Source organism: Collinsella sp. WCA1-178-WT-3 (M1), assembly GCF_009696325.1.
Taxonomy (GTDB): Bacteria; Actinomycetota; Coriobacteriia; order Coriobacteriales; family Coriobacteriaceae; genus Collinsella.
On record NZ_VUME01000013.1, the window covers coordinates 14,717 to 38,224 of the forward strand.

Consider the following 23,508-nt stretch of genomic DNA (forward strand, 5'->3'; position numbering starts at 1 on the left):
TCATGTCACATCGTTCTAGCGCGCCGCGTATTCGAGCATGCGGTCGAGCGTGAGCTTGGCCTGGTCGGCGGCCTCATCCGACACGCCAATCTGCACCTCGCCCTCGCCCGTCTCCAGGCAGCGCACGAGCTTTTCGAGCGTGATGAGATCCATGTTGACGCAGGTGGGCTGTACCGCGGGGAAGTAGAACTTTTTGCCGGTGCCCTGGCAGCGGCGCTCGAGCTCGTAGAGCACGCCGCGGACCGTCACGATGATAAACTCGCTCGCGTCCGACTCCTCGGCATACTTGATGATGCCGGCAGTGGAGCCGATGTAGTCGGCCTCGGCCAGGACGTCGGCCTTGCACTCGGGGTGCGCCAGCACGAGCGCGTCGGGGTGCGCCTCCTGCGCGTCGACGATCTGCTCGACGGTGATGATGTGATGGCGCGGGCAGTAGCCGTTGTTGAGGATGACGTGCTTTTGGGGCACCTGCTCGGCCACAAAGCGGCCCAGGTTCTGGTCGGGAATGAACAAGATGTGCTGCTGCGGCAGCTCGGAGACGATCTTGACGGCGTTAGAGCTGGTAACGCACACGTCACTCCAGCTCTTGATCTCGACCGTCGAGTTGACGTAACACACCACGGCCAGGTCGTCGCCATATTCGGCGCGCGCCGCGTCGACCGTCTCGTGCTTGACCATGTGCGCCATGGGACAGTCCGCGCCCGGCTCGGGCAGCAGCACGGTCTTGGTGGGGTTGAGCAGCTTGGCGCTCTCGCCCATAAACTCCACGCCGCACAGCACGATAGTCTGCTGCGGCAGGCTCTTGGCAAGCTTTGCCAGGTAGAAGCTGTCGCCGACGAAATCGGCCACAGCCTGAACCTCGGGCGCCACATAATAGTGCGCCAGGATCACTGCGTCACGTTGGGTTTTTAGCTGATGAATGGCCTCGACGAGCTCTGCGGGCACCAGTGCCGCGCGCTCCGTTGCCGTCGTTGCCGATGCCAGGCCGGCCGCGATATCGCGTGCAAGCTCCGATGCATCCATGTTCGCGCTCTGTGCCATCAAGGCCCCTCTCTTTTGGCGAATCTTGGGGCTTTAGTATGACACCTGGCTTTACAGCTGACAAGACAGCTGTAAAGCCAGGTGTAAAGTTGGAATAAGGATTCAATCTTGGGGCGGGTCCATTTTCGAACTGGCAAGCTGAGGACAGTCGAAAATGGATCCGCCACACGGTTCGAGCGGCCCGTTTTATCTTGGTCCGAGAGGCGGTGGGCATAAAAGCGGGTCCGGATCGCTCGATCCGGACCCGCTGGGAGCTGGTGCGCGGTTAAGCGCGGCGCTTCATGATGGTCCACGCCAGCAGCAGGACTGCCACACCGGCAGCGAGTACGGCGCCCGCGACGACATAAGTGCTGTCGCCGGACTCAGGCAACGCCTCCTTGCTAGCCCTCTTCTTAGGCTTGGAAGTCGTAGTCGTGGTCGTAGTAGTCGTAGTGGTCTGGCCAGGAGCGGGCTTGGCAGCCTCGGCAACGGTAAAGGTCGTCTCGGCCGTGCCCGTGGTCGAAACCACGCTCAGCCTGTGTTCGCCCACGCCGAGCGTATTCAGGAAGCTCGCCTTGAGCGTCACGATCGTAGAGCCCTCGGTGAGCACGTAGTTCTCGGCCGCGACCTCCTTATCGTCGACCAGTACCTTCTGGAAGAACGCGAGCGGTGCGCTCGAACGGAAGCTCAGGTCCTTGACGGCGTCAACCACCATCGTCTGGCCCTTGCCGTCGATGATCTCGGGTGCCAGAATCGCAATTTCCTCGGTTGCGCCCTGATCGCCGCAGACGGTGCACTCCTGGTGTTTCTTGCCCTTGGCCTCGGTAGTCGCCGGTTTGTCGACAACCCACCTAAAGGTATGCTCGGCCTTGTCGATGATGTCGTCGCAGCGGCAGATATGCCAGTGGTTCTTGGCGTCGTGTGCCCAGCCGGAGCCGTCGGGCTCGTGCTTAAGCACGCCCTCGACCGTCACATTCACGTCGCCCTCGACATCCTTGAGCTCATAGGTTCCCTTGGCGGAAAGCTTAACGGACGTGCCGTTGACCTTGACGGCGTAGTCCTTGCCCGCAAAGTACGCGCTGTCGATGCCCATGGTGAGTGTTGCAGTCCCGTGCCAATCGAGCTCGGTTGCCGTCGAGGTGAGCGCGTAGCCCACCTGATTGCTCGGCAGCGTCACGACCAGCTTGGGACCGGCCGCCACGGTAACCTCGGTAACAGAAGATGCATCGTAGTTGGCCTTGGCCTGGTAGCGCACCTCATACGTGCCGGCGGCAAGACCCGTAAGCTCGGTCACGCCCTCGCCCACCGCCTGATACTCGTCAGCACCCTTGGCACGCCACTCCATCGTCGCGTCGACGCCCGTGATCTTGCCGTCACGCTTGCCGCTCACGGTCTCGGCCGTGGCCTGGACTTTCGGCGCACCCTGGGGCGCCTTCTTGATGGAGAACTCGCACGTCAGGCCTTCGGCGGGAAGCTTGTAGTTACCCGCGTCGTCGCCCGTCAGCTCGGTGATTTTCGCCGTGTAGGTGCCGGCCTTGACCTTGGCGCCGTCGACGTACGCGGAGATATCGTCACCTTCGATGACATTGTGGAGCTTCGCCTGGGGGCAGTGCTCCTCGCCGTCGTAGGTGAACCCAGTAGTGGTGTCCCACGTTACGGCAAGCTCGCGCTTACCGATCGTAAAGGTGCCGTCCTTGAACGTGATCTTGTAGTTGGAGTTGGCGCCCTCAGGCTGCGTCAGGTGCAGAGCATAGCCACCGTCGTGCACGCTGTCGTCATCATCGCGCTCAATCTCAATACCCTGAAGGCTCTCGCCCTCAACGAGTTCGCCGGATGTGATCGCCCACGTAAACACGGGGTCGGCCTCGCCGTAGGTCTTAGAAGCGGCCTGGGCGGTGACCGTAATCGCGCGCGGCTTGACCTCGAGCGTGACCTCGCCCTCGGCGGTCGCACCGTCAATCGTCACCTGGTAAGCAACGGTCAGCGTGCCGACGTCCTTAATCTTGGGGGCCTCGGGGGACCAGTTCTTGCCGTCGGTGCTGTACTGGGCCGTCGCGCCCTCGGGCAGACTCGTCGCATCAACCGTGTGATACGCACCGTCGTACTCGTCGGAGTAGCCCTTGATGCCGAAGGCGGGAATCTCGACAGACTCGCACTCGTAGCCGCACGTCTTGCAGCGCTCGTGCTTGGAACCGGGCTTATCGGCCGTGGCGTCCTGGTCGACGACCCACTCAAAGTCGTGCTGGGCGCGGTCAACGTCCTCCTTGCCGCAGGTGCAGGTGTTCCAGTGCTCGGCGTCGTCGTGCTTCCAACCGCTACCGTCGGCCTTCTTGGGGCCGTCCTTGACCTCAACCGTCAGGGCCTCAGAGGCGTTATGGTTACGGTCGGCCTTAAGACGAACGCTGTATTTGCCAGCGGCGAGGCCCTTAACCGACGTCTCGCCTTCGGCAATCCACTGATAGTCGCCGGCGGCCTCGGCTTTCCACTCGTAGGTGTTATCAATCCCGTCGATGCTGCCATCCGCCAAGGCATGTCCGGTCGCGGCCGTCGTCTTAACGTCCTTGGGAGCAGCCTGTTCGGCGGGGGTGATTTTTATCTCGAGCTCGCCCTCCACCGGCACGTAGTCGGGTGCGGTAATACGATATTTAATCGTCTCGGCGCACACGTTGCCGTAGACATCGCGCGTGACATCGGTATAGGAGGGGATTCGGTCTTCGTACAGCAAGCCACCATCGACGCTATATTCGATCTGCATGCCCTCGGGGGCGTTGTCGACCGTCACCGACGGCGAGTGAGCCTTGCCATCATAGGTGCCGTCAAAGCCCTTGGCCTGAACATTCTCGAACTGCGTGCCGTAGATGCTCCAGTAGAAAAACTTGCAGGAGTAAATTGACTCGTAGGATGAGAAGTTTCCCAGGCCCCAGAGCTGGCTCCGGTACGCACCTGGATCTTTCTCCGAAACCGATTCGCCCCAAGCGAGGCGTTCGAAATCGACGCCCTCTTTAAGCTCAATCCATTCGTCGCCAAGCTTATACGTCACCTTAATGCGAGGCGTTATCTCCTCACCCGTCCACTCATAAGACGGAACGTCGTTGAGCACGTCACCGTTACTGAACCTGACGTTATCCTTCAACTTGTCGTAGCCAATGATTTCGACCTTGCAAAGATCCTTGCGGCTGGAGTCCTTCTCCGCAAGCGAGGCGGGGTTAATCTTGAACACGCGCTCGAGCGTAACATCGCTCTGTCCCTCGATGGCAACCGTCGCCACCACGCGATAGGTACCCGCATCGCACGGCTGCGACCCTTCCATCTCGATGCCCACGGTGTCATTCTCATCCACGAAACGGTAAAAGCGTGCGCTCACAATCTTTACCTTGCCCTGGGCTACAGCGTTGTCCTTTTGAGACGGCTTGGTCGTAGCAAGCACGGCGTCGCGCTGTTTGCCGTTGTAGGTAAAGCTCAGGTCGCCGCTCTTGGACGACATCAGCGAGATCGTCTCGCCGTCCCTGGAGTAGACACAGTGCGAGGCCTCATACTGTCCGTTGCACGTAGCCGCGATGCTGTACCCATCCCTGTTGGCGGAATAGGCCCACTCGTGCTCGTGCTTGCGATGGATAACCTTGACCTTGCCATCGGTAACGTCGTATGCAAGGTCGGCATTAGCAAACTTGAGCCTGCTCGCAAGATCCTCCTGCGAAAGATCGCTCGTGACAAGGTCCACATACTCATAGTAGTAATACTGCTTATTGAACTCGGGATCGAACTTGGTATCGTCGATAGACAGGACGGCTTCGCCCGTAAAAGACTTATCGACGTGAACCTTGCCGTAGCTACCGACATCGGACGCATCGACGCCCTTCGCCTTGGCCGTAGTGACCTTCGTGTTGCCAGCGAGCGTCACAGAACCAAGGGCGTAAACCGCGCAGCGCTTCTCGTCCTGACCTCTTATGTCGCGACCGTTGAAATAATCAGAGGGGAACACGAACGAATCGTCGATAACCGTACCGTTTATGGTGCACGACGCATCCTTTGCCACCGCAATGGCACTCGTCATGTGCATCTGATATTGAATACCCCACACCTTGAACATATAAGAGCAGGGTCCATTCCATGACGTGTTATTTGTTGAACGGATACTGCAGTTATTCAGGGCGACTATGGCATTTTTGACGCCAATATTGCCCGCATGCACATGACCGCTCTCAACCTTCATCTCGTCGCATGCAATCATTCCCTGACTGTTGTTTTCGAACGTGCAGCCGTTCAACGTAACTTTTGGAGTCTTCGACCGCCCGACCACGCTCAAGGCGCCGACGCAGTCATCACTATTATTCTCAAACGTGCAGTTGACAAACGTTGCATCCACCGCGACCTGGCTGCCTCTGATAGTTACAGGCGCCGGCGAGGCTTCGTAAATTTCATTACCCTGGTCAACCTTGAATGCGCTGTTCTTGCAGCATTTCCAACCGCTGACACTCACGTTCGTGAAGCTGGCCGTCTCCCCCGCACCCATGGTTCCATAGAGCGTGATTGCCCGATCGGTATCTTTGTTCTCGGTCCTTGAAACAAGCTTGAGGTTTTCCACGGAAAGGTTGAGGCTCTTGCCCGTATTCGGTTTATCGACACCTCCACGCGCTTCGTAATCATTGCTATCGCTCAAAAACGTTTTTCCATCGCAGCGTACCTCGGTCGAGACACCCGAATCACCGATAAACTCGACATAACCGCCCTTGAGCACAAAGAGCGGGTGTTGCGAATATGTAAGGTCACGCTCGACGGTCAGCGGACCGCCCAGAGACGAGCTGTCGGTGAAATATAGGCGGGTCGGATTCTCCCTGGTGCCGCCCTCGACCTCATAGTGGTCGATATCAACCGTGCCGGCAAACCGATAGTCTTTGCCGCCGGAAAGTTGGATTACATCACTTTCGCCATACGAAAGCTCGCTTTTCAGGTGTTTCGGTTTGATCGCGGCGGACGGATACGCCTCGGCTACCGTAGGCGTGGCGAGCGTCGTCACCGCGCCCCCAAGCGCCAGCGCTGCAGCCAGCACGCAAGTAGCAAGTCTGCGCATCCCCATCTTCTTCTCCCTCATCACGGCTCCCCTTACCCCTATGCTTTCGCAATGTTCGTTATCGCTTGGCGCCGGCGGGCGGCCTGACTCCCCGTCCGACCGCCGGCATCGATTGACATGTGTATCCATGGAGTATTGTGCGGCCGTCAAAACTGACGCCCTGCCACTTAGCGCGAGTTGCGCACCGTGGGGCGCAAACGGGGTGTTCCTCCGCGGGCGGCGCGCACCCAATGTGGCAAAATCGAACTACTAAGGGGGCCCGAATGCTCAAGATCATCGCCTGCGACGACGACGTCGCTTTTCTAGATAGACTGCACCGGATGATCGACCGCTGGTCGACCGAGACGGGCACGGCAGTCGCCGTTGCACTCGTCACGCGCGGCGAGGACCTGCTGGCCCGCCATGCCGCATCGCGCGCCGACATCATTCTGCTCGACATGATCATGCCGCTCGTCAACGGCATGGACACCGCGCGGGAGTTGCGCCAATCCGATACAGCCGTGCGTCTGGTGTTCCTCACCTCATCGCCCGAGTTCGCGCTGGAGTCCTATGAGGTCCGTGCCTTCGACTACCTGCTCAAGCCCGTAACGTACGAACGCCTGGCGCAACTGCTCGACGAGCTTTCGAGCATGCGACCTGACGCGACCGATGAGCTCGTGACCAAAACGTCCTTTGGGTACCATGCTCTGCGCCTGTCCGATATCGAATACGCCGAGGCCCGCAACAAGCACGTGGTATTCCACCTGCGCGACGGGCGCGACATCGAAGCGCTCGAGCCGTTCCGCAACATCGAGGACCAGCTGGCCAAAAACGCGAACTTCTTTAAATGTCACCGTAGCTACCAGGTCAACCTGCGCAATATCGACCACTTTAACCGTACGGATATCGTCATGCGCTCGGGCGCTTGCATCCCGCTGGCGCGCAGCTGCAAGCAGGGTTTCCAGGATGCCTACTTTGCGGCACGGTTCGAGAGCGGGAGGTGCTAATGCTCCCCGCGGCCGAGATGGTACTTTGGGCAATCCACCACGCAACGACCCTGCTTTTTGGCGTTTTTGCCTCGGCGGCGCTCTGCGGTATCGAGATCAACCGGCGTCATGCGCTTGAGCTGGTGATGGTCGGCGCCGTAACCGGATGCGCATTCGGCCTCGCCAATGCCGTCGGCGGCGAGCTTTTCGCCCGTCAGGTATATCCGCTCGTCGTGCATCTGCCGCTCGTCATCTACCTGTGCGCGCGCTATCGCCTGAACCCGCTGCTCGTTATGCTGGGCGTCACCAGCGCTTATCTGAGCTGCCAGTTCAGCAACTGGATGGGCATCGCCGCGCTCGCCGCCACCGACTCGCAAATCGCGTACTACGCGGCACGCATTATCACCACGGCCGTCGTCTTTGCAATCCTGCTGCATTGGGCCAGCGACATCGGTCCGCGCCTGGCGGTTAAAACCCCCACCGAGCTCGAGATTCTGCTCATCCTGCCGCTCGTCTATTACATCTTTGACTACGCCACCAACGTCTACACCACGCTCTTCCACTCGGGCTCCGTGGTGACGGTTGAGTTTTTGGCGTTTGCGCTTTGCGCGTTCTACCTCATGTTTCTTACTGTGTATCTGCGCGAATACGAGGCAAAGGAAATCGCCGAGCGCGAGCGCTGGATGCTCGCGACCCGCGACAGCGCAGCCATCAAGGAGCTCGAGGCCTGGCGCCAATCTGGACGTGAGCTTTCGGTTCTCCGCCACGACATGCGGCACTTCCTGCGCGGCCTTGCGGCTTTGATCGAGGAGGGCCGCATCGACGAGGCGCTCGAGCGCATCGACGAGCTCTGCGAGACAAACGACCGCACCGCTGTGCGCCGCTACTGCGCCAACGACACGGTCAATATCGTGCTTTCGTCATTTAGCTCCGATATCAACCGAAACGGCATCAGCGCCGATTTGCGCGCCGCCGTGCCCGAGAGCGTCCATGTAGCCGACGTCGATCTGTTTAGCGTACTCTCAAACGCCCTGGACAACGCCATCGTCGCCGCAAGCGCCGCTCCCCAGGGCAAGCGATTTGTCGATCTGAACCTGCGTTGCGAGGACGGACAACTGCTACTTTTGGTCTCCAACACGTTTGGGCGCCCGCCGCGCATGGTCGACGGCATGCCCGTGGCCGATCACACCGGACACGGCTTTGGAACCAGGAGCATTAAGCTTGCCGTCGAGCGCATGAACGGCAACTGCCAGTTTCGCATTCACGGCGATCGGTTTGAGTTTCGCGCAGTGATGTAAGGGCGCGACAAGTCGGCGCCGCGCTCGACCCATCAGGACCGCCTTGCCGGCGCCAGTCCGCTACAGCGGCGCGGCGGCCGGGGTCAGCTGCTTGATGTAGGCCCACATGCGCTGCTTGGCGGCCTTGTCGGTCAGCGCGGCCTCAAAGCCGTCGAGCGCGAGTACGCGACGACCCTGCACGTGGGCGACCAAGCCGGGCTTGAGCATGGCGGTATCAAAGTCGTCGATCGCCACGAGCATGTCTGCGTAGGTCTCGCGCATGGTATCGGCCGCGCGATCGTCCAGCAGCAGGACCGCCTCGGGGTCCAAGGCCTCGAGCGCCTCGCGGAACAGCTCGCACGGCAGGTCCTCGCCTATCGCAACCGCTCCGTCGCCCGCGCCGGCAACACTTGCCAGCACGCAGAAATCCTCGGGCGCGTAACCGATGGCGCCGAGCGCCTTACGCAACGCGGCGCCGTCTGGACCGGCAGCCAGCTCGCCACCCGCACGCTCGGCATCGTCTAAATCTCCTTTTACCAGCACAATCGGCGAGCACGCGTTGCCCGCGATACGCACGCCGCGGCCCGCGAGCGATGCGAGCTCCTGCTCGGTCGCCTGGGCGATGGCTTCTTTTTTCTGGCTTTGTGACGTGGGCATGCACTCTCCAATCGTTTGCGTGCCCACCATTATATAAAAGGCCGCCTGCGAGTGGTTGCATTGCGGGCCGTTGGGTATAAGCACGGTCGTACTGAGTTTTACGCGGCAGAGCCGCGTCACATTATGGAGGTCACTATGGCTGACATTAAGCAGATTACCCCCGAGAATTTCGATTCCGTCGTTAACGGCAGCCTTCCCGTGCTGGTTGATTTTTGGGCACCGTGGTGCGGTCCCTGCCGTTCGCTCTCGCCCATTGTTGACGAAGTGGCCGACGAGCTGGCCGGCAAGATTACCGTCGCCAAATGCAACGTCGACGACAATCAGGACCTGGCCATGAAGTTTGGCGTTATGAGCATCCCCACGCTGGTTGTCTTTAAGAACGGCGAGGAAATCGACCGCTCCGTCGGTGCGCTGCCCAAGGCCAGGCTGCAGGCGCTGCTTGAGAAGCACCTGTAATACGCCGGTCATGTGTTGCCGTCCATGAGTGGTTTTGTGCCGCTCGCCGGAGAGCCGGGCGTTGCGCCCGCGACCACGGATAGTATGGTAATCACAAACAGCCCCCAGTGAACGGGTGCGGGTCAGACGGACTCGCACCCGTTTTCTTATGCGGCGATGCGTAAAGCGGGCGTAGTAGAATCTGAACCACTGATTAGACCCGTACAAAAGGAGATTTCCCATGCATGACGTCGGAATGAACATGAGCCAGCTTGCCATGAGCGTCAAGCAGGTCGACGACACCATTGAGCTCGCTCACGAGTGGAGCCATCAGCTGCTGCATGCGACCGAGAACTTTGACATGGAGCGCATTGGCGCCAAGCTCGAGGCCGCCATGGCGGCGCTCCACGAGGCGCACGACGCACTCGAGGGCTACGAGGAGGCCATCGAGGCCGACCATAACTCCGTCGGCTCCGTAAAGCTGGTGTAGCGTGGCCGAGCACGAGCACGCCTGCGAGCACGAGCATCCGCACGGGCCGACCGGCGACGTGGGCTGCCGCCTCAGCGGCTCCGCCTCCGAGCTGGTCCGTTTTTCGGTCACCGCTCCCGACGACCTGTTGCGCCGCTTTGACGAGCAAATCGCGCGCCGCGGCGACGTTGCCAACCGCTCCGAGGCCGTGCGCGACCTGATTCGCGCCTCCATTGCCAAGGAGCAGATGCGCACGCCCGACGAGCAGGTCATCGGGTCGCTCACCATGATCTATGACCACCATACCGGCGATCTGACGCGCCGTCTGGACGAGGTGCAGCACGACTACACCGACGAGATTGTCTCGACCATGCACGTGCATCTGGACCACCACAACTGCCTGGAAATTCTGGCGCTCAAGGGTCGCGGCGAGCGTGTCTACGAGCTGGCTGACCGTCTGCTGGGCCTGCGCGGCGTTAAGCACGGCGAGCTCACCTGCGCCGCCACCGAGCAGAGCCTGGGGCTGTAGCGGGATTTCTCGCAGCGCACCTGCCAAAAAGGGACAGGTTTGTTTTGGCAGGTTTAACGTTTTACCTACCAAAATAAACCTGTCCCTTTTTGGTCGGTTTTGACGAGGGGGAGCCACATGCGGCATGTGCATATTCATGTGACGGGCATTGTGCAGGGCGTTGGCATGCGGCCATTTGTGTATCGCGAGGCCATGGCGCATGGCATTTGCGGCTGGGTGCTTAACGCGGGCGATGGCGTGCATATCGAGGCGCACGCTCTAAGCGAGGCGCTCGACGAATTTGTCGCCGCGCTTTCCGAGCATACGCCTGCGGCGGCTCGTGTGGAGCATGTCGAGGTTATGGACCTAGCGCCCGACGACTGGGACGCCGCCAACGAGCGGGGCTTTCGCATTGTGGCATCGCAGGATCAAACCGCCCACACGACGCTCGTCTCGCCCGACATCGCCACGTGCGACGACTGCCTGCACGAGCTGTTCGACTCCGCCGACCGACGCTTTCACTATCCCTTTATCAACTGCACCAACTGCGGACCGCGCTTTACCATCATCCGGTCGCTGCCCTATGACCGAGCGGCCACCTCGATGGATTGCTTTCCCATGTGCCCCACCTGTGCCGCAGAGTATGGCAACCCGCTTGACCGGCGGTTTCACGCGCAGCCCGATGCCTGCTTTGATTGCGGGCCGCACATTACGTGGCGCGAGGCCGGCGAAGCCGCCGCGTCGCTGACCGTCGGCACCACGCGCAAGACCAGCGACGCCATTATCGACCGCTGTGTTGAGCTGCTGGCCAACGGCGGTATCATCGCCATCAAGGGTCTGGGCGGATTTCACTTGGCATGCGACGCCTCCAACGAGAAGACGGTAGCCGAGCTGCGCCGTCGCAAACGCCGCAGCAACAAACCGCTTGCCGTTATGGTACGCAACCTTGCAGATGTTGAACGCCTGTGCCATGTCAACGACGTTGAGCGCGGCCTGCTGGCCGGCAGCATTCGCCCCATTGTGCTGCTGCGCCGACGTGCTGTTTGCGAGAGCGGCGGCTCCCCCAACGCGCTCGCACCGTCCGTCGCGCACAACCTTCCTGAGCTTGGCGTTATGCTCCCCTATACACCGCTTCAGCATCTGTTGCTTGCCGCGGCAGAAGCCCGCGGCATGCACGCACTCGTCATGACCAGCGGAAACCTGAGCGAGGAACCTATCGAGACCGATGATACCCTTGCATGGGAGCACCTTGTTGCCGCCGGCATCGCCGACGCGCTACTTGGCAACGACCGTGCGATTCTCTCGCGCTACGATGATTCCGTGGTGCGCGTGGTCGGTGGGGTCGCCATGCCCGTTCGCCGCGCTCGCGGATATGCACCCCAGCCGCTGCCGTTGCCAGCGCTCGACGGCGCTCCGTCCTGCGTGCTCGCCTGCGGGCCACAACAAAAGGCCACGATTGCGCTCACGCGTGAAGGGACGAACGGCGAGGCAACCTGTTTTGTGTCGCAGTATATCGGCGATGTTGAAAACGGCGAGACCTTCGATGCCTGGAACGCCGCGCGCACGCGCTTGGAAGATCTCTTTGACTTGGCGCCCGCCGCCTTGGCCTGCGATCTACACCCCAGCTATCTATCGAGCCAGTGGGCGCGCGAGCAGGCGCGAAAATGCAATCTGCCGCTCGTCGAGGTGCAGCACCATCATGCGCACATCGCGAGCGTAATGGCAGAGGCGATTGCCGCGGGCCAGCTTACAACCGACGCGCGCGTCCTTGGCATCGCCTTTGACGGCACCGGCGCCGGCACCGATGGGACCATTTGGGGCGGCGAGTTTCTTGTTGCCAGCCTTGGCGGCTTTGAGCGCGCCGCGCATTTGCGCACCTGGACGCTCCCCGGCGGGGCGGCCTCCGTGCACGACGCCCGCCGCAACGCCTTTGCTCTGCTCAGTGAGCTCGGCCTGCTTGAACATCCGGGGGCCGAGCGGCTCTTGGACGGCCTAGACGAGCAAACACGCAGCGTGACGGCAACGATGATCGAGCGGAACATCAACAGCCCACGCACGAGCAGTATGGGGCGTCTCTTTGACGCCGCCGCTGCAGTTTTGGGCATTTGCGGGCAGGCAACCTACGAAGGCGAGCCCGCCATCGAACTCGAAGCCGCCGCCTGGCGCGCGCTCGGTAGCAAAATTACCCATGTTCCCGGCGATAAAGACGGCTGTTCCGCATCTGACCCATTGCGACTGGACAGTTTGTTCAGATTTGTATTAAAAACAGACCCTCTAACCAACGGTTTTGGCTCAGATTACCCCGAAGAGGGCTCTCCAGGCACCTCATTTGCGGTTAATTCGCCCGCCGGATACCCCAAATCAACCCATTCGGGGCCCTCGCAGACGATCTATACCACCCATTACCACTCTAAAAAGTACAAATCTGAACTAACTGTCCAAGCAACCTCGAGCAGGTCTCTCGTCCTGAGCCCCAGCTCACTTTTTGCGGCGCTTTTGGAGGGAACCAGAGCCAGTGTGCCCGCCGACAGGCTCGCACTCGACTTCCATGTCGCCGTCGCGCGCTCCTCGGCACGCATCGCCAGCGAGATCTGCGCGCGCGAGGGCATCGACACCGTCGCGCTCTCGGGCGGCGTGTTCATGAACCGACTTCTGCTCCAGCTCCTCACCCGCGAGCTCAAAAGCGCAGGTCTTACTGTCCTTATCCCCCATACCGTGCCCGTCAATGACGGCTGCATCGCCTACGGTCAGGCGGCGGTCGCAAGCGCTCGTCTTGCGCAGATCGCATCGCAGTAGCTCGCTCTCGCACACCGCTGTGCCCAGCCGTCTCACAGGCGTAACGCGTTTGCCCGCGAACCCCGCGAGCGTTACCATCAACTGATGGATTATTGAGCGCCCATCCAGCGCAAAGCGTCTAAAAGGGGAACAATATGTGCCTTGCCGTCCCCGGTAAAGTAGTCAAACGCGACGACGGCCTCAAGGCTACCGTCGACATGATGGGCATCGAGCGCCCCGTGTCGCTGCGACTCGTGCCAACGGCGCAGGTTGGCGACTATATTCTCGTGCACGCCGGCTTTGGCATCCAGATCGTCGACGAGCAGGAAGCACAAGAAACGCTCGAGCTCGTTAACGCCATGACCGAACTGGCCGAAGAAGACCAACTGGCCAGCAACCCGGCCGAGGCATACTAGTGGCGGCCGAACAGCCGGTGCGCTCCGGTATCGACTTTTCGGCATTTCGCGACCCCAAGCTGGCTCGCGAGCTCATCGAACGCATTCGCGGTCTTGTCGGCGACCGTACCATCAACCTTATGGAAGTCTGCGGCACACACACCGTGAGCATCGGCCGCTATGGCTTTCGCTCCATTATGCCGGCCGGGCTCAAGCTGCTGAGCGGCCCGGGCTGCCCCGTCTGCGTTACCGCCAACCGTGACATCGACCACGCGATCGCGCTCGCCAACATAGACGGCGCCATCATCACCACCTTTGGCGACATGATGCGCGTGCCCGGATCGTCCACCTCGCTCGCTGCGCAAAAGGCGGCAGGGCGCGATATCCGCATCGTCTACTCTCCGCTCGATGCGCTCGACATTGCCGAGCAAAACCCCAATCGTCCGGTCATTTTTATGGGCGTGGGCTTTGAGACTACGACGCCCACCATCGCCGCTGCCATCTTGGAGGCCGAGGCGCGCGGGCTTTTGAACTTTTCGGTCTATTGCGCCCACAAGACCACGCCGCCGGCGTTGCGCGCCATCGCCAACGATCCCGAGACCGCCATCGACGGCTTTATCTTGCCGGGCCACGTCGCCACCATCACGGGCTTGGCGCCCTTTAGCTTTTTGGTCGACGAGTTCGATACCCCGGGCGTGGTCACGGGATTTGAACCGGTCGATATCCTACAGGGCATCTGCATGCTGGTCCAGATGGTTGCCGAGGACAGGCCCGCGATCGACAACGCCTACCGTCGCGGCGTCAACGCAGACGGCAACCCCGTGGCGCGACAGTTGGTCGAGCAGGTGTTTGAGCCATGCGACACCACATGGCGCGGGCTGGGGCCGATTGCCAACTCGGGCCTTTCCATCCGCCCTGAGTTCTCGCGCTTTGATGCCCGTACCCGCTTTGACGTGCCCGTTGAGGCGACGGTCGAGCCGCGTGGGTGCCGCTGCGGCGACGTGCTGCGCGGGGCCATTACGCCGAGCGGCTGCCCGCTCTTTGGCCGCACCTGCACGCCCGAGCACCCCGTCGGCCCGTGCATGGTGAGCTCCGAAGGCAGCTGCGCGGCGTACTACCGCTACCGCGACTATTAGGTTCCGCCGTTCTAACGAGCGGCGGACTGGTCGACGCTGCGCCTCACCCATATAATTCCACCCACGATTGGAGTTTTGGATATGTCCCATAGCATCACCGATAGCACCATCCTTTTGGGCCATGGCTCCGGCGGTCAGATGATGAAACGCATCATCGATGAGGTCTTTTTGGATGCCTTTGGGACGCCCGAGTTGCTCGAAGGCAACGACGCCGGCGTCGCCGCGCTGCCCGCGAGCGGGCGCATCGCCATGTCGACCGACAGCTTTGTGGTCTCGCCGCAGTTCTTCCCCGGTGGCAACATCGGCCGTCTCGCCGTGTGCGGAACCGTCAACGATGTCGCGACCTCGGGCGCCAACGTGCGCTACCTATCGTGCGGCTTTATCCTCGAAGAGGGCTATCCCATGGATAAGCTCCGCCAGATTGTGCAGACGATGGCCGAGACGGTGCGCGAGGCGGGCGTGTCCATAATCACGGGCGACACCAAGGTGGTCGAGCGTGGCGGGGCCGACGGCGTTTACATCAATACCGCCGGCGTGGGCGAGGTTCCCACGGGCGTGGCGCTCAGCGGCGCCAACTGCCAGCCCGGCGATGTCATTCTGGTATCGGGTACGCTGGGCGACCACGGCATCGCCATCATGAGCCAGCGCGAGGGCTTGGCGTTTTCGAGCACGATCGAAAGCGACGCCGCGCCGCTCAACCACCTGATTGCCGACGTTCTGGCCGCAGCGCCCGGCACGCGTTGCTTTCGCGACCCCACGCGCGGTGGCCTGGCATCCACACTCAACGAGTTTGCCCAGGCCAGCGGTGTTGCCATGGAGGTCGACGAAGATGCCGTGCCCGTGCGTCCCGACGTGCAGGCGGCATGTGAAATGCTCGGCTACGATGTGCTGCAGGTGGCAAACGAGGGCAAGATGGTCGCCGTGGTGCCGGCCGAGCAAGCCGATGCCGCGCTAGCCGCAATGCGCGCCGCCCGCTACGGCGAGAATGCCGCCATCATCGGTCGCGTGCTGCCACTTGCCGAGGATGCCCGTCCCGCCGTGCGCGTGCGCACCGGCTGGGGCTCGACCCGCATCCTCGACATGCTCGTGGGAGAGCAGCTGCCGAGAATTTGCTAACGACGGCATCCGTGCGCCACCGCGCTTTGAACAATGCGCTTTTGATCGCTCAGCACAAGAGACCCCCACGACCGAGTTGAATCGGTCGCGGGGGTCCTTGCATTTGCGAGCTTTGCCGTTATCTACACTCGGAACTTTGGATACGTCAGCAGTACGAGCGAGACGCTCACGCCCAGCTGTATGAGAATCTGGCGAACGTCGCCGACGCCTCCAAGCGCCATGATAGGCAGCAAGGTAACGAGCATCGACGTGGCTTTTGCCCGCCTACTCCCCGCAGCCGCTCTCGATTAGCGCCACGAGGGCATCGACGGCGGCCGCCTCGTCGGCGCCGTCGGCTGCAATCTCAATCTCGCAACCACAGGCCATTCCCAGGCTCATAACCATCAGGATCGACTTGGCGTCTTTGGCGTCTCCGCCCACCTTACCAACGGTGATCGAGCTCTCGTACTTGCTCGCCTCCTGCACAAACAGCGATGCAGGGCGCGCGTGGATGCCGCTCGGATTCTTGACGACCGTCGTCTTGGAAACCATCTCTACTCCTTACTCCACCACGATGTTATCGGTTGCGGTGTCGGCGCCGTTGCTGGCGATGAGTTTCTTGTAGTAGAAATAGGACTTCTTTCGCCCCAACGCCATGCTTCCATTGCCAAAATCGTCAACATCGACCGAAACAAAGCCGTATCGTTTGCTTACCTCGGAAGTTCCGGAACTTACCAGATCAATCGGACCCCACCACGCATAACCAAATACATCCACACCATCCTTAATTGCTTCAGCGAGCTGCTCGACATGGCGCTTCATATAGTCGATACGATAGTCGTCCTCGACATATCCATTCTCGTCGAGCTCATCTATGGCTCCAAGACCGTTCTCAGAGATAAAAATAGGCAAATGGTAACGATCGTAAATATGATTAAGAGTGATACGGAAACCAATGGGGTCGATAGGCCATCCCCATTCCGACGCCTCAAGATAGGGATTTTTAATTGCCGTAACCAAAGAGCCCGAGGGCTTGGGGACCGGCTCACCCTTATAGCGCATGATGTAGGTCATGTAGTAACTGATCGTTACGAAATCGACAGTACCCGACTTGAGCACCTCAGCATCACCCGGCTGCATATCAATATGAATATCGTTCTCATCAAAGAAACGATCCATGTAATACGGGTATTCGCCTTTAGCCTGGACGTCACTGTAGAACCAGTTGAAGTGGTCTTCGAACAGAACCTGGAGCTGATCTTCGGGCTTGGGGGTCTCAGCATAGTTCTCGAGTCGGCAGAGCATGTTTCCGATCTTTGCATCCGGATCAATTTCGTGGCACTTCATAACGGCCTTGGCGCTCGCAACAAATTGATTATGGGAAACCTGATACTTAAGCTCCCAATTGTCGCGATACGGATTCTCCGGAGTCTTAGAATCCTCTTCGCTCATAATGACGCCACTGCAGGTGAAAGGATTGGTAAGAACATTGTTGATTTCGTTGAACGTAAGCCAGTATTTAACTTTCCCCTTGTAACGCCTAAAGCAAGTCTCCGCATAACGCTCAAATGCTTCGACAGTGTGGCGGCTTTTGAAACCACCGTATGCTTCGGCAAGATGAAGCGGGGTATCGAAGTGGCACAGCGTCACCATTGGCTCCATACCGAGCTTGTGGCATTCATCAAACACGCGGTCATAAAAAGCCAAACCGACCTCGTTTGGCTGAGCATCGTCACCGTTGGGGAAAATGCGGCTCCAGCTGATCGACATGCGGAAAACCTTAAATCCCATACCCGCAATCTCGGCCAGTTGCTCCTTATAGCGATGATAAAAATCGATTCCCCGACGCTTGGGAAGATTGTATTGCTCGGGATGTAGCTTCATTTGCTCCAACATCTCGGCGGTAACGGAATTATGCGGGAGAGGCTGACCTTCATATCCACGATTCGCCTCGCGAGAAATAAACGGAGCGAAATCAGAGGTTGCAAGCCCGCGACCCCCCTCATCAAACGCACCCTCAATCTGATTTGCAGCCGTTGCTCCTCCCCAGAGGAAGCCATCAGGAAATGCGCTCTGCTTCTTAACAGTATCCATAAATCTAGTTCCTTAAAGATGGAGTTCTTAAAAATAGAGGGAGACCTTTGTCGCAATCTCCCTCGCGTCAACCAATTGGAAGATTCGAATTACTGACCGGCGCGGATAGCCAGTGCGCGCACAATCGGCATCATCTTTTTAACCATATGAAGTTCAGCACTAATGGTCATGAGAGTGTCCTGAGCATGCGTAAAAAGCAACGAGTACTCGACTTCCTCACCTGCCGCTTGGGCTTGAATCGTGGCAGTCTGCACTTTATGCGCGGTCAGAATCTTTGCATCCGCTTGGGCAAGGTGCTCCTCTGCCGCATCAAAATCAAACTCCGCCAAGCTATCCAACGCCTGGTCAATACAAGTCCTACCGTCACCAGTATTTAAAATGACTTCCATAGCCACAGCGCTGATGTCAATTGCGTCACTCATCGTTCGCTCCCGTCGTTGTAGAATCTGCAGCTGCCAGCACAACTTTTTCGGATGGACCATTCTCAGAAGCAGTCTCGGAAATGTTTGCAGCCTTCCTTGCCTCACGAGCGACACGTTTTGCCGCCTTCTTCGCAGCGCGCTCAGCCTCGCTTTTCTGCTCGTCCTCTGCGGCATGTTTGTCGTAAACCTTAAAGAAGGGATACCAAATGATTGCCGCAAGAATCAGGTTCACCACGACAAGCACCACGTTGCGAAAATCTCCGTTGGAAAGGAAGTAAGCCGAAACCGCGTTGGGAAGGAAGTTCATCGCAAACATCTGGGTATGGAGACTTGCCCAGTCGAACTGCAGCCACAGATAGGCATTTGCGGGCAGAATGATAGCTTGAAGAATAACCGGGATGAACAGATAGGGATTATTAACGATAGTGGAAAAAACCAGAGGCTCATTGATATTAAAGAGGGACGGCACGAACGTCGCCTTACCGAGCGTGCGGTTCTTTTTGGATTTCGAGAACAGCATCATAAACGCCAGAGGCAAAGTGTTGAGCTCTCCGCCAATCATGTAGTAGCGCGAAAGGCCATACGCATTGATGTTGGTCGGCGTAGCCCCCGCGGCAACTGCAGCCATATTCTCAGCCATACCACCCTGGGTGATCGGAAGCGTCACCGAAATAAACGCCCAGCCCGAAACACCAAAGAAGTAGAACACGTCCATCACCAAAGCCATAAACACAACGCCGGGGAGAGACTGGCCAAAACTGGTAACGGGTGAAAGAATCAGCGCAATTACGGTAAAGACATCAATTCGAACAAGAAACGTCAGCAGAAACGCAATTGTAAGGCTCAGCAAAATTGGGATAATGCTGTCGAACCAGCTTTTAACAAAATCAGGGATAACCGATTCTTCACCGAAGAAGCTATGATGCGCTGCGAACTTGTAGATTGCACCGACCGTGATACCCACTGCCATAGCCGCAAACATGCCGCTCGAGCCGAACTTCCACATCTCGAAGGCCATGCCCTCATCGACCGTCTGGGGATTCATGCACAGCATAAAAGCGCCGACGCCGGTAAAGCCAGCGATCAGGGCCCTACCTTTATCGTCCTCCTTGACACAGACGCTGTGAGGAATGATAAAAGCGATGAACATTCCTACGAGACCAAACGAGTAGGTATTAAGCGCTGACAGGTCAGGCAGAGCGGGCACAAAATTACGAACCACATTAAAAAGGCTCGGAATTGCCGAGACCATTGTAAACGGAACGATATACAAAACGGCATTGGCAACGATTCCAAACCAATAGCTCGACGTAAGCTTATTGACAACGGGGACAACGTTCTTTTCGATGCTCCCTTGGACTTTTTCCATCACATTAGACATATCAAGCACACCCTATTCGCCATCAAAATCTATATCGAGAAGATCGTAGGCATCTTCGAGAATCCCCTCGCCATCAAGCGACGCATAATAATCAGGGTCGATTGACATTACCTTTACACCGTAAGGCTCAAGCATTTTTTGCGTCGCCGGAACCTCGGCGGCAAAATGCGGCCCCAAGAGGAGGGCATCGATCTTATCGGCATAGTCCATAATTTCAGATTTGCTGACCGCATTGATGGTGCAGTCAAGGCCCTTGGACTTTGCGACCCTGCGCATGCCCGCCGCCATAAAGCCGGTCGAGGCACCGATGCCGCAAGCGAGGAGAATACGGACGGTGCCGTTCTCGTCTGCCATGGGGTACTCCTTTCCCAATAAGCGGGCCCAAGGCAGCTCCGATGCCGCCGCAGTCCCCGCCATGTTCTTGAGCGTCCGTGTCGACCCGGCCGCCCTTGACCGTGACCGCACTATACGCGGCAGAGGGTTCTTGCCGCCAACCGTCTTTTTGCCGCATGGCGGCAAGGCGGCAGATTTTCCGCTTGCGCGGCAAGCCGGGCGGTTTTCCGCTTGGGCGGCAAATTGAAAAAGACGCCCCGTCTTTCCCTGAGATACCATGGGGCGGTACACCCTATCTGCCGATCATCTCTGGGAGAAAACCATGTCGAGCGCCAAGCAGAACCGCATCAACCGCATGATCAATGTGCTCGAAAACAGCAGCTCCTGGATATCTTCCTCTATGCTCGCCAGCTTGTTGGGCGCAAGCGAGCGCAGCATCCGCAACTATGTTGCCGAGGTCAACGAGGCCGGTACACGACATATCGAATCATCTAAAGAGGGGTATCGTCTTGCTGCAACAACGTCGGCCGCCGGCAATGCCCCGGCCTCCCTCCTCGGCAACGCCGATATCGTCCCCGCTGGCAGCGATTCGCGGCGCGACTTCACCATCTCGCGCCTTGTGAACGCGCGCGACGGACTCTCCGTCTTCGATGTGTCCGACGAGCTCTTTATCAGCGAAAGCACGTTTCAGAGTTCCGTGATGCCGCAGGCGCGGGCGCTCGTGCGACAGTTTGACCTCAATATCGAGACACATGACTACCGCATGACGCTCACGGGGCGTGAGGCCGACAAGCGCAAACTTCTCGGCCACATAGCCACGCACAACTCCTATGGCTACTTCACCTCGACCAAGACGCTCGAGAACATGTTTCCCGGCTTTGATGTGCAAGGAATCCTCTCGAGCCTGGTCGAGATTTGTCAGCGCTCGGACCTGTTTATCAACAACTACGCGTTCTCCAACCTGCTCATGCACCTGCTGGTGATCATTATCAGGCTCACCTCGAACAACGAGCTCAGCGAGGTGGACGGCCCCATCGACGGAGACGGCCTGGTGGCGCAGCTTGGGCAGCGTGAGCAGATTGTGCGCTGCGCCCAGTGCATCGCCGCCTACTTTGAGAAGGAGTTTGGCTGCGCCGTCCCGCGTGCCGATTTTCAGCAGATCCTGCTGCTTCTGGCGCTTTCCGTCGAGCGCTGCGATTTTGGCGACCTCAACCGCGAGAAGCTCGCAAGCATCATCGACCGCGATTTTATGGACATGGTCCTGGGGATTCTCGACGAGTGTGGCGAGCGCTACAACCTGCCGCGCTTTATCGACGAGCCTATGCGCTTGCAGCTCGTCCTGCATATGTTTAACGCCTACCAGCGCGCCGTCTACCACGTAAGCTACCCCAACCCGCTCGCCGCGCAAATCAAAAGCGAACACGCACCGGTCTACGACATGGCGGTCTATATCGCCCACCGTTTCTCGACCGCCATGAATGTTGAGGTAGGCGAGAACGAAATCGCGTTTATCGCCTTTCACATCGGCGCCTACTTTGAGAAGTTCTCTGCGCCCGACGGTGCCATCACCTGCACGGTGATTATCGAGGAGTATCACGATTTTGCACGCAGGCTCGTCGACGACCTCAAGTCCGAGTTTGGCGACGACATAAGTGTTGTTGCCGTGATGAGCTGTGATGGCTACCTGGCCGATCCTCCCGAGAGCGATGTGGTGATTGCAACGATCGACGTGCCGGTTTGCGGCGGCAGCACCAAGATCTTGATTGGGCCAATCCTCACTAAGCAAAACGTGCGAAAGATCCGCGACCGGCTTTGCGCTATCCAAGAGCAACGGCGGCGCCTCTATGCCCAGGGCCTTTTGGGGCGCCTGCTACAGCCGGGGCTGTTTATGCGCAACGTAGACGCAAACGACGCCACAAGCTGCATCGACCGAATGGGAGAGCTTTTGGCCGCTCAGGGGCTCGCAACGCCCGAGTATATCGCTGACGTGCATCTGCGCGAGAGTGTCTCGTCGACGGCGTTTACCGACAGCCTTGCCATGCCTCACGCGATCTCGGTATATCCCGAGCGCTCGTTTATCGCCGTGGCCCACAATGACGCCTCGATTCCCTGGGGACGCCACGACGTGCGGTTTGTGCTGCTTATAGGCATCGCGCAGGAAGACATGGGGCTCTTTAGAGATGTGCTCGACCTGATTATCGAGGTGTTCTCCTCGGTAGAGACAACGATGAGGCTCATGCAGACCGACACGTTCGAGGAGTTTCTGGCTGCGCTTACGCATGATATCGGGTAGAGGGCTCGACCCGCATTCTCGACATGCTCGTGGGAGAGCAGCTGCCGAGAATTTGCTAGGGCGGAATCGCACGGTCGGCGCGATGTCACCTGATATCCCTGGAGATGTTCAGATTCCAAGCACACCCAACGCGTAAGCCCAGTATTATGGGGTGCGTTTTGAAACCCAATGACGGGAGCTTTCATGGCAGCAGCTTTTTCCCATGTGATCTTCGATCTGGACGGCACCATCCTCAACACGCTCGAGGACCTGGCAGCCGCCGGCAACCATACCTGCGAGGCGCACGGCTGGCCCACGTTTGCCGTTGACGAGTACCGCTACAAGGTGGGAAACGGCATGCTCAAGCTGGTTGAGCGCTTTATGCCCGCCGAGTACGCGGGCGACGGCCGTATGTTTGAGCAGACGCTTGCCGAGTTTAGGGCTTATTACGGCGAACACAAGGAGGACCACACCGCCCCCTATGCCGGCACGATCGAGATGCTCGACCGCTTGCGTGCCGCGGGCGTGCAGCTTGCCGTGCTCACTAACAAGGACCACGTCTCGGCGGCCCCGCTTATCGAGAAGTATTTTGGTTCCGAGCGCTTTGCGCTGGTACAGGGCCGTGTCGATGCGTTTCCGCCCAAGCCCGAGGCACCCGTCACGCTGCATGTGATGGAAGAGCTGGGCGCCGACCCGGCGACCACGCTCTACGTAGGCGATTCCAATGTCGATATCCTGACCGGTCACAACGCCGGTCTTAAGAGCGCAGGCGTCAGCTGGGGCTTCCGCGGCCGCGCAGAGCTGGAAGCCGCCGGCGCCGACTACGTGGTGGACAGCCAGGCAGAGCTCGCGGCGCTGGTGCTGGGCGAGTAGCGGAGCCGCCGCTTAACGTAGCTGCGACAATTCTTCCACGCGGAAACGGCATCCCGTTTTGGAGCTCCGGAATGGGGTGCGCTTTCCGTTTGAGGTGCGTCGGGGAAACGGCATCCCGTTTTGGAGCAATATTCCGGGTCGAACTTTCCGCAACCCACCCCATCCGGAAACCGCAACCCACTATTCGGCCAAAAACTGGGCCGCATTTTCCCAAGCACTCGATGTAACGCCGGTGCAAGGAGTGTCCCCAGCTGCCGGCAGAAAAGGAACGTCCCCAAGTGCCGCAAGAGTGTCCCTTTTGACTAGTCATTTAAGAACGTCCCCAATGAC

General features: G+C 59.3%; 19 protein-coding genes. 11 read left to right on the plus strand and 8 right to left on the minus strand.

Features of this window, described 5'->3' with window-relative positions:
• Positions 1-15 precede the first annotated feature (15 nt).
• A complete protein-coding gene (gene nadA, locus FYJ40_RS07655; protein WP_154518146.1) occupies positions 16-1,041 on the minus strand; it encodes a quinolinate synthase NadA in 1,026 nt (341 codons plus the stop codon).
• 265 nt (positions 1,042-1,306) lie between these two features.
• Positions 1,307-6,112: an MBG domain-containing protein gene (locus FYJ40_RS07660; RefSeq protein WP_154518149.1), complete on the minus strand. Its 4,806-nt coding sequence runs from the start codon at positions 6,110-6,112 to the stop codon at positions 1,307-1,309.
• A gap of 242 nt (positions 6,113-6,354) precedes the next feature.
• Between FYJ40_RS07660 and FYJ40_RS07665 the strand changes: the two genes are divergently transcribed.
• A complete protein-coding gene (locus FYJ40_RS07665) occupies positions 6,355-7,077 on the plus strand; it encodes a LytTR family DNA-binding domain-containing protein (protein WP_195838618.1) in 723 nt (240 codons plus the stop codon).
• Entirely contained in the window at positions 7,077-8,354 is a 1,278-nt protein-coding gene (locus FYJ40_RS07670; RefSeq protein ID WP_154518155.1) for a GHKL domain-containing protein, read from the plus strand. Before FYJ40_RS07665 ends, FYJ40_RS07670 begins: the two co-directional genes overlap by 1 nt.
• Positions 8,355-8,414: 60 nt before the next feature.
• Here FYJ40_RS07670 and FYJ40_RS07675 read toward each other — a convergent pair whose 3' ends face one another.
• The gene (locus FYJ40_RS07675) at positions 8,415-8,990 is read right to left on the minus strand and encodes a hypothetical protein (RefSeq protein WP_154518158.1); all 576 of its coding nucleotides are present in this window, start codon (positions 8,988-8,990) and stop codon (positions 8,415-8,417) included.
• Positions 8,991-9,125: 135 nt separating this feature from the next.
• Between FYJ40_RS07675 and trxA the strand changes: the two genes are divergently transcribed.
• The 7 genes from trxA to hypE all read left to right on the plus strand — a co-directional run bounded on the left by trxA (position 9,126) and on the right by hypE (position 15,824).
• Positions 9,126-9,446 (plus strand): thioredoxin, encoded by a 321-nt coding sequence (gene trxA / locus FYJ40_RS07680; RefSeq protein WP_154518161.1) that lies wholly within the window; start codon positions 9,126-9,128, stop codon positions 9,444-9,446.
• 220 nt (positions 9,447-9,666) lie between these two features.
• Complete coding sequence (locus FYJ40_RS07685) at positions 9,667-9,915, plus strand: hypothetical protein (protein ID WP_006235225.1); 249 nt, start codon at positions 9,667-9,669, stop codon at positions 9,913-9,915.
• A 1-nt stretch (position 9,916) separates the two neighbouring features.
• Positions 9,917-10,423, plus strand: a complete 507-nt coding sequence (gene nikR, locus FYJ40_RS07690; protein WP_370450671.1) for a nickel-responsive transcriptional regulator NikR — start codon at positions 9,917-9,919, stop codon at positions 10,421-10,423.
• A gap of 117 nt (positions 10,424-10,540) precedes the next feature.
• Positions 10,541-13,198: a carbamoyltransferase HypF gene (hypF, locus tag FYJ40_RS07695; RefSeq protein ID WP_154518164.1), complete on the plus strand. Its 2,658-nt coding sequence runs from the start codon at positions 10,541-10,543 to the stop codon at positions 13,196-13,198.
• Between the two features lie 134 nt (positions 13,199-13,332).
• The gene (locus FYJ40_RS07700) at positions 13,333-13,593 is read left to right on the plus strand and encodes a HypC/HybG/HupF family hydrogenase formation chaperone (RefSeq protein ID WP_154518167.1); all 261 of its coding nucleotides are present in this window, start codon (positions 13,333-13,335) and stop codon (positions 13,591-13,593) included.
• Positions 13,593-14,708: a hydrogenase formation protein HypD gene (gene hypD / locus FYJ40_RS07705; RefSeq protein ID WP_370450672.1), complete on the plus strand. Its 1,116-nt coding sequence runs from the start codon at positions 13,593-13,595 to the stop codon at positions 14,706-14,708. Before FYJ40_RS07700 ends, hypD begins: the two co-directional genes overlap by 1 nt.
• Before the next feature lie 81 nt (positions 14,709-14,789).
• Positions 14,790-15,824: a hydrogenase expression/formation protein HypE gene (gene hypE / locus FYJ40_RS07710; protein WP_154518170.1), complete on the plus strand. Its 1,035-nt coding sequence runs from the start codon at positions 14,790-14,792 to the stop codon at positions 15,822-15,824.
• A gap of 264 nt (positions 15,825-16,088) precedes the next feature.
• Here hypE and FYJ40_RS07715 read toward each other — a convergent pair whose 3' ends face one another.
• The 5 genes from FYJ40_RS07715 to FYJ40_RS07735 all read right to left on the minus strand — a co-directional run bounded on the left by FYJ40_RS07715 (position 16,089) and on the right by FYJ40_RS07735 (position 20,054).
• Complete coding sequence (locus FYJ40_RS07715; RefSeq protein WP_117583648.1) at positions 16,089-16,355, minus strand: HPr family phosphocarrier protein; 267 nt, start codon at positions 16,353-16,355, stop codon at positions 16,089-16,091.
• Between the two features lie 9 nt (positions 16,356-16,364).
• A complete protein-coding gene (locus FYJ40_RS07720) occupies positions 16,365-17,897 on the minus strand; it encodes a glycoside hydrolase family 1 protein (protein WP_154518173.1) in 1,533 nt (510 codons plus the stop codon).
• A gap of 89 nt (positions 17,898-17,986) precedes the next feature.
• A complete protein-coding gene (locus FYJ40_RS07725; RefSeq protein WP_117583650.1) occupies positions 17,987-18,319 on the minus strand; it encodes a PTS lactose/cellobiose transporter subunit IIA in 333 nt (110 codons plus the stop codon).
• Complete coding sequence (locus FYJ40_RS07730) at positions 18,312-19,700, minus strand: PTS sugar transporter subunit IIC (RefSeq protein WP_154518176.1); 1,389 nt, start codon at positions 19,698-19,700, stop codon at positions 18,312-18,314. Before FYJ40_RS07730 ends, FYJ40_RS07725 begins: the two co-directional genes overlap by 8 nt.
• A gap of 12 nt (positions 19,701-19,712) precedes the next feature.
• Positions 19,713-20,054, minus strand: coding sequence for a PTS sugar transporter subunit IIB (locus FYJ40_RS07735; protein WP_117583652.1), 342 nt, complete (start codon positions 20,052-20,054; stop codon positions 19,713-19,715).
• A gap of 301 nt (positions 20,055-20,355) precedes the next feature.
• On the opposite strand from FYJ40_RS07735, the gene FYJ40_RS07740 reads away from it, so the two are divergent.
• Together FYJ40_RS07740 and FYJ40_RS07745 are read left to right on the plus strand one after the other, a co-directional pair.
• Positions 20,356-22,326 carry a PTS sugar transporter subunit IIA gene (locus FYJ40_RS07740; protein ID WP_158556923.1) on the plus strand — a complete coding sequence of 657 codons (1,971 nt, stop codon included), beginning with the start codon at positions 20,356-20,358 and terminating at the stop codon, positions 22,324-22,326.
• Positions 22,327-22,509: 183 nt separating this feature from the next.
• A complete protein-coding gene (locus FYJ40_RS07745) occupies positions 22,510-23,178 on the plus strand; it encodes an HAD family hydrolase (RefSeq protein WP_229770728.1) in 669 nt (222 codons plus the stop codon).
• Positions 23,179-23,508 lie beyond the last annotated feature (330 nt).

Coding starts and splice junctions, on each gene's coding strand:
- FYJ40_RS07745 (WP_229770728.1), top strand. CDS start 22,510: ATGGCAGCAGCTTTTTCCCATGTGATCTTCGATCTGGACGGCACCATC.
- FYJ40_RS07670 (WP_154518155.1), top strand. CDS start 7,077: ATGCTCCCCGCGGCCGAGATGGTACTTTGGGCAATCCACCACGCAACG.
- FYJ40_RS07715 (WP_117583648.1), bottom strand. CDS start 16,355: ATGGTTTCCAAGACGACGGTCGTCAAGAATCCGAGCGGCATCCACGCG.
- nadA (WP_154518146.1), bottom strand. CDS start 1,041: ATGGCACAGAGCGCGAACATGGATGCATCGGAGCTTGCACGCGATATC.
- FYJ40_RS07725 (WP_117583650.1), bottom strand. CDS start 18,319: ATGAGTGACGCAATTGACATCAGCGCTGTGGCTATGGAAGTCATTTTA.
- FYJ40_RS07730 (WP_154518176.1), bottom strand. CDS start 19,700: ATGTCTAATGTGATGGAAAAAGTCCAAGGGAGCATCGAAAAGAACGTT.
- FYJ40_RS07700 (WP_154518167.1), top strand. CDS start 13,333: ATGTGCCTTGCCGTCCCCGGTAAAGTAGTCAAACGCGACGACGGCCTC.
- FYJ40_RS07660 (WP_154518149.1), bottom strand. CDS start 6,112: ATGAGGGAGAAGAAGATGGGGATGCGCAGACTTGCTACTTGCGTGCTG.
- FYJ40_RS07665 (WP_195838618.1), top strand. CDS start 6,355: ATGCTCAAGATCATCGCCTGCGACGACGACGTCGCTTTTCTAGATAGA.
- FYJ40_RS07740 (WP_158556923.1), top strand. CDS start 20,356: ATGTCGAGCGCCAAGCAGAACCGCATCAACCGCATGATCAATGTGCTC.
- FYJ40_RS07685 (WP_006235225.1), top strand. CDS start 9,667: ATGCATGACGTCGGAATGAACATGAGCCAGCTTGCCATGAGCGTCAAG.
- hypE (WP_154518170.1), top strand. CDS start 14,790: ATGTCCCATAGCATCACCGATAGCACCATCCTTTTGGGCCATGGCTCC.
- trxA (WP_154518161.1), top strand. CDS start 9,126: ATGGCTGACATTAAGCAGATTACCCCCGAGAATTTCGATTCCGTCGTT.
- FYJ40_RS07720 (WP_154518173.1), bottom strand. CDS start 17,897: ATGGATACTGTTAAGAAGCAGAGCGCATTTCCTGATGGCTTCCTCTGG.
- FYJ40_RS07735 (WP_117583652.1), bottom strand. CDS start 20,054: ATGGCAGACGAGAACGGCACCGTCCGTATTCTCCTCGCTTGCGGCATC.
- hypF (WP_154518164.1), top strand. CDS start 10,541: ATGCGGCATGTGCATATTCATGTGACGGGCATTGTGCAGGGCGTTGGC.
- FYJ40_RS07675 (WP_154518158.1), bottom strand. CDS start 8,990: ATGCCCACGTCACAAAGCCAGAAAAAAGAAGCCATCGCCCAGGCGACC.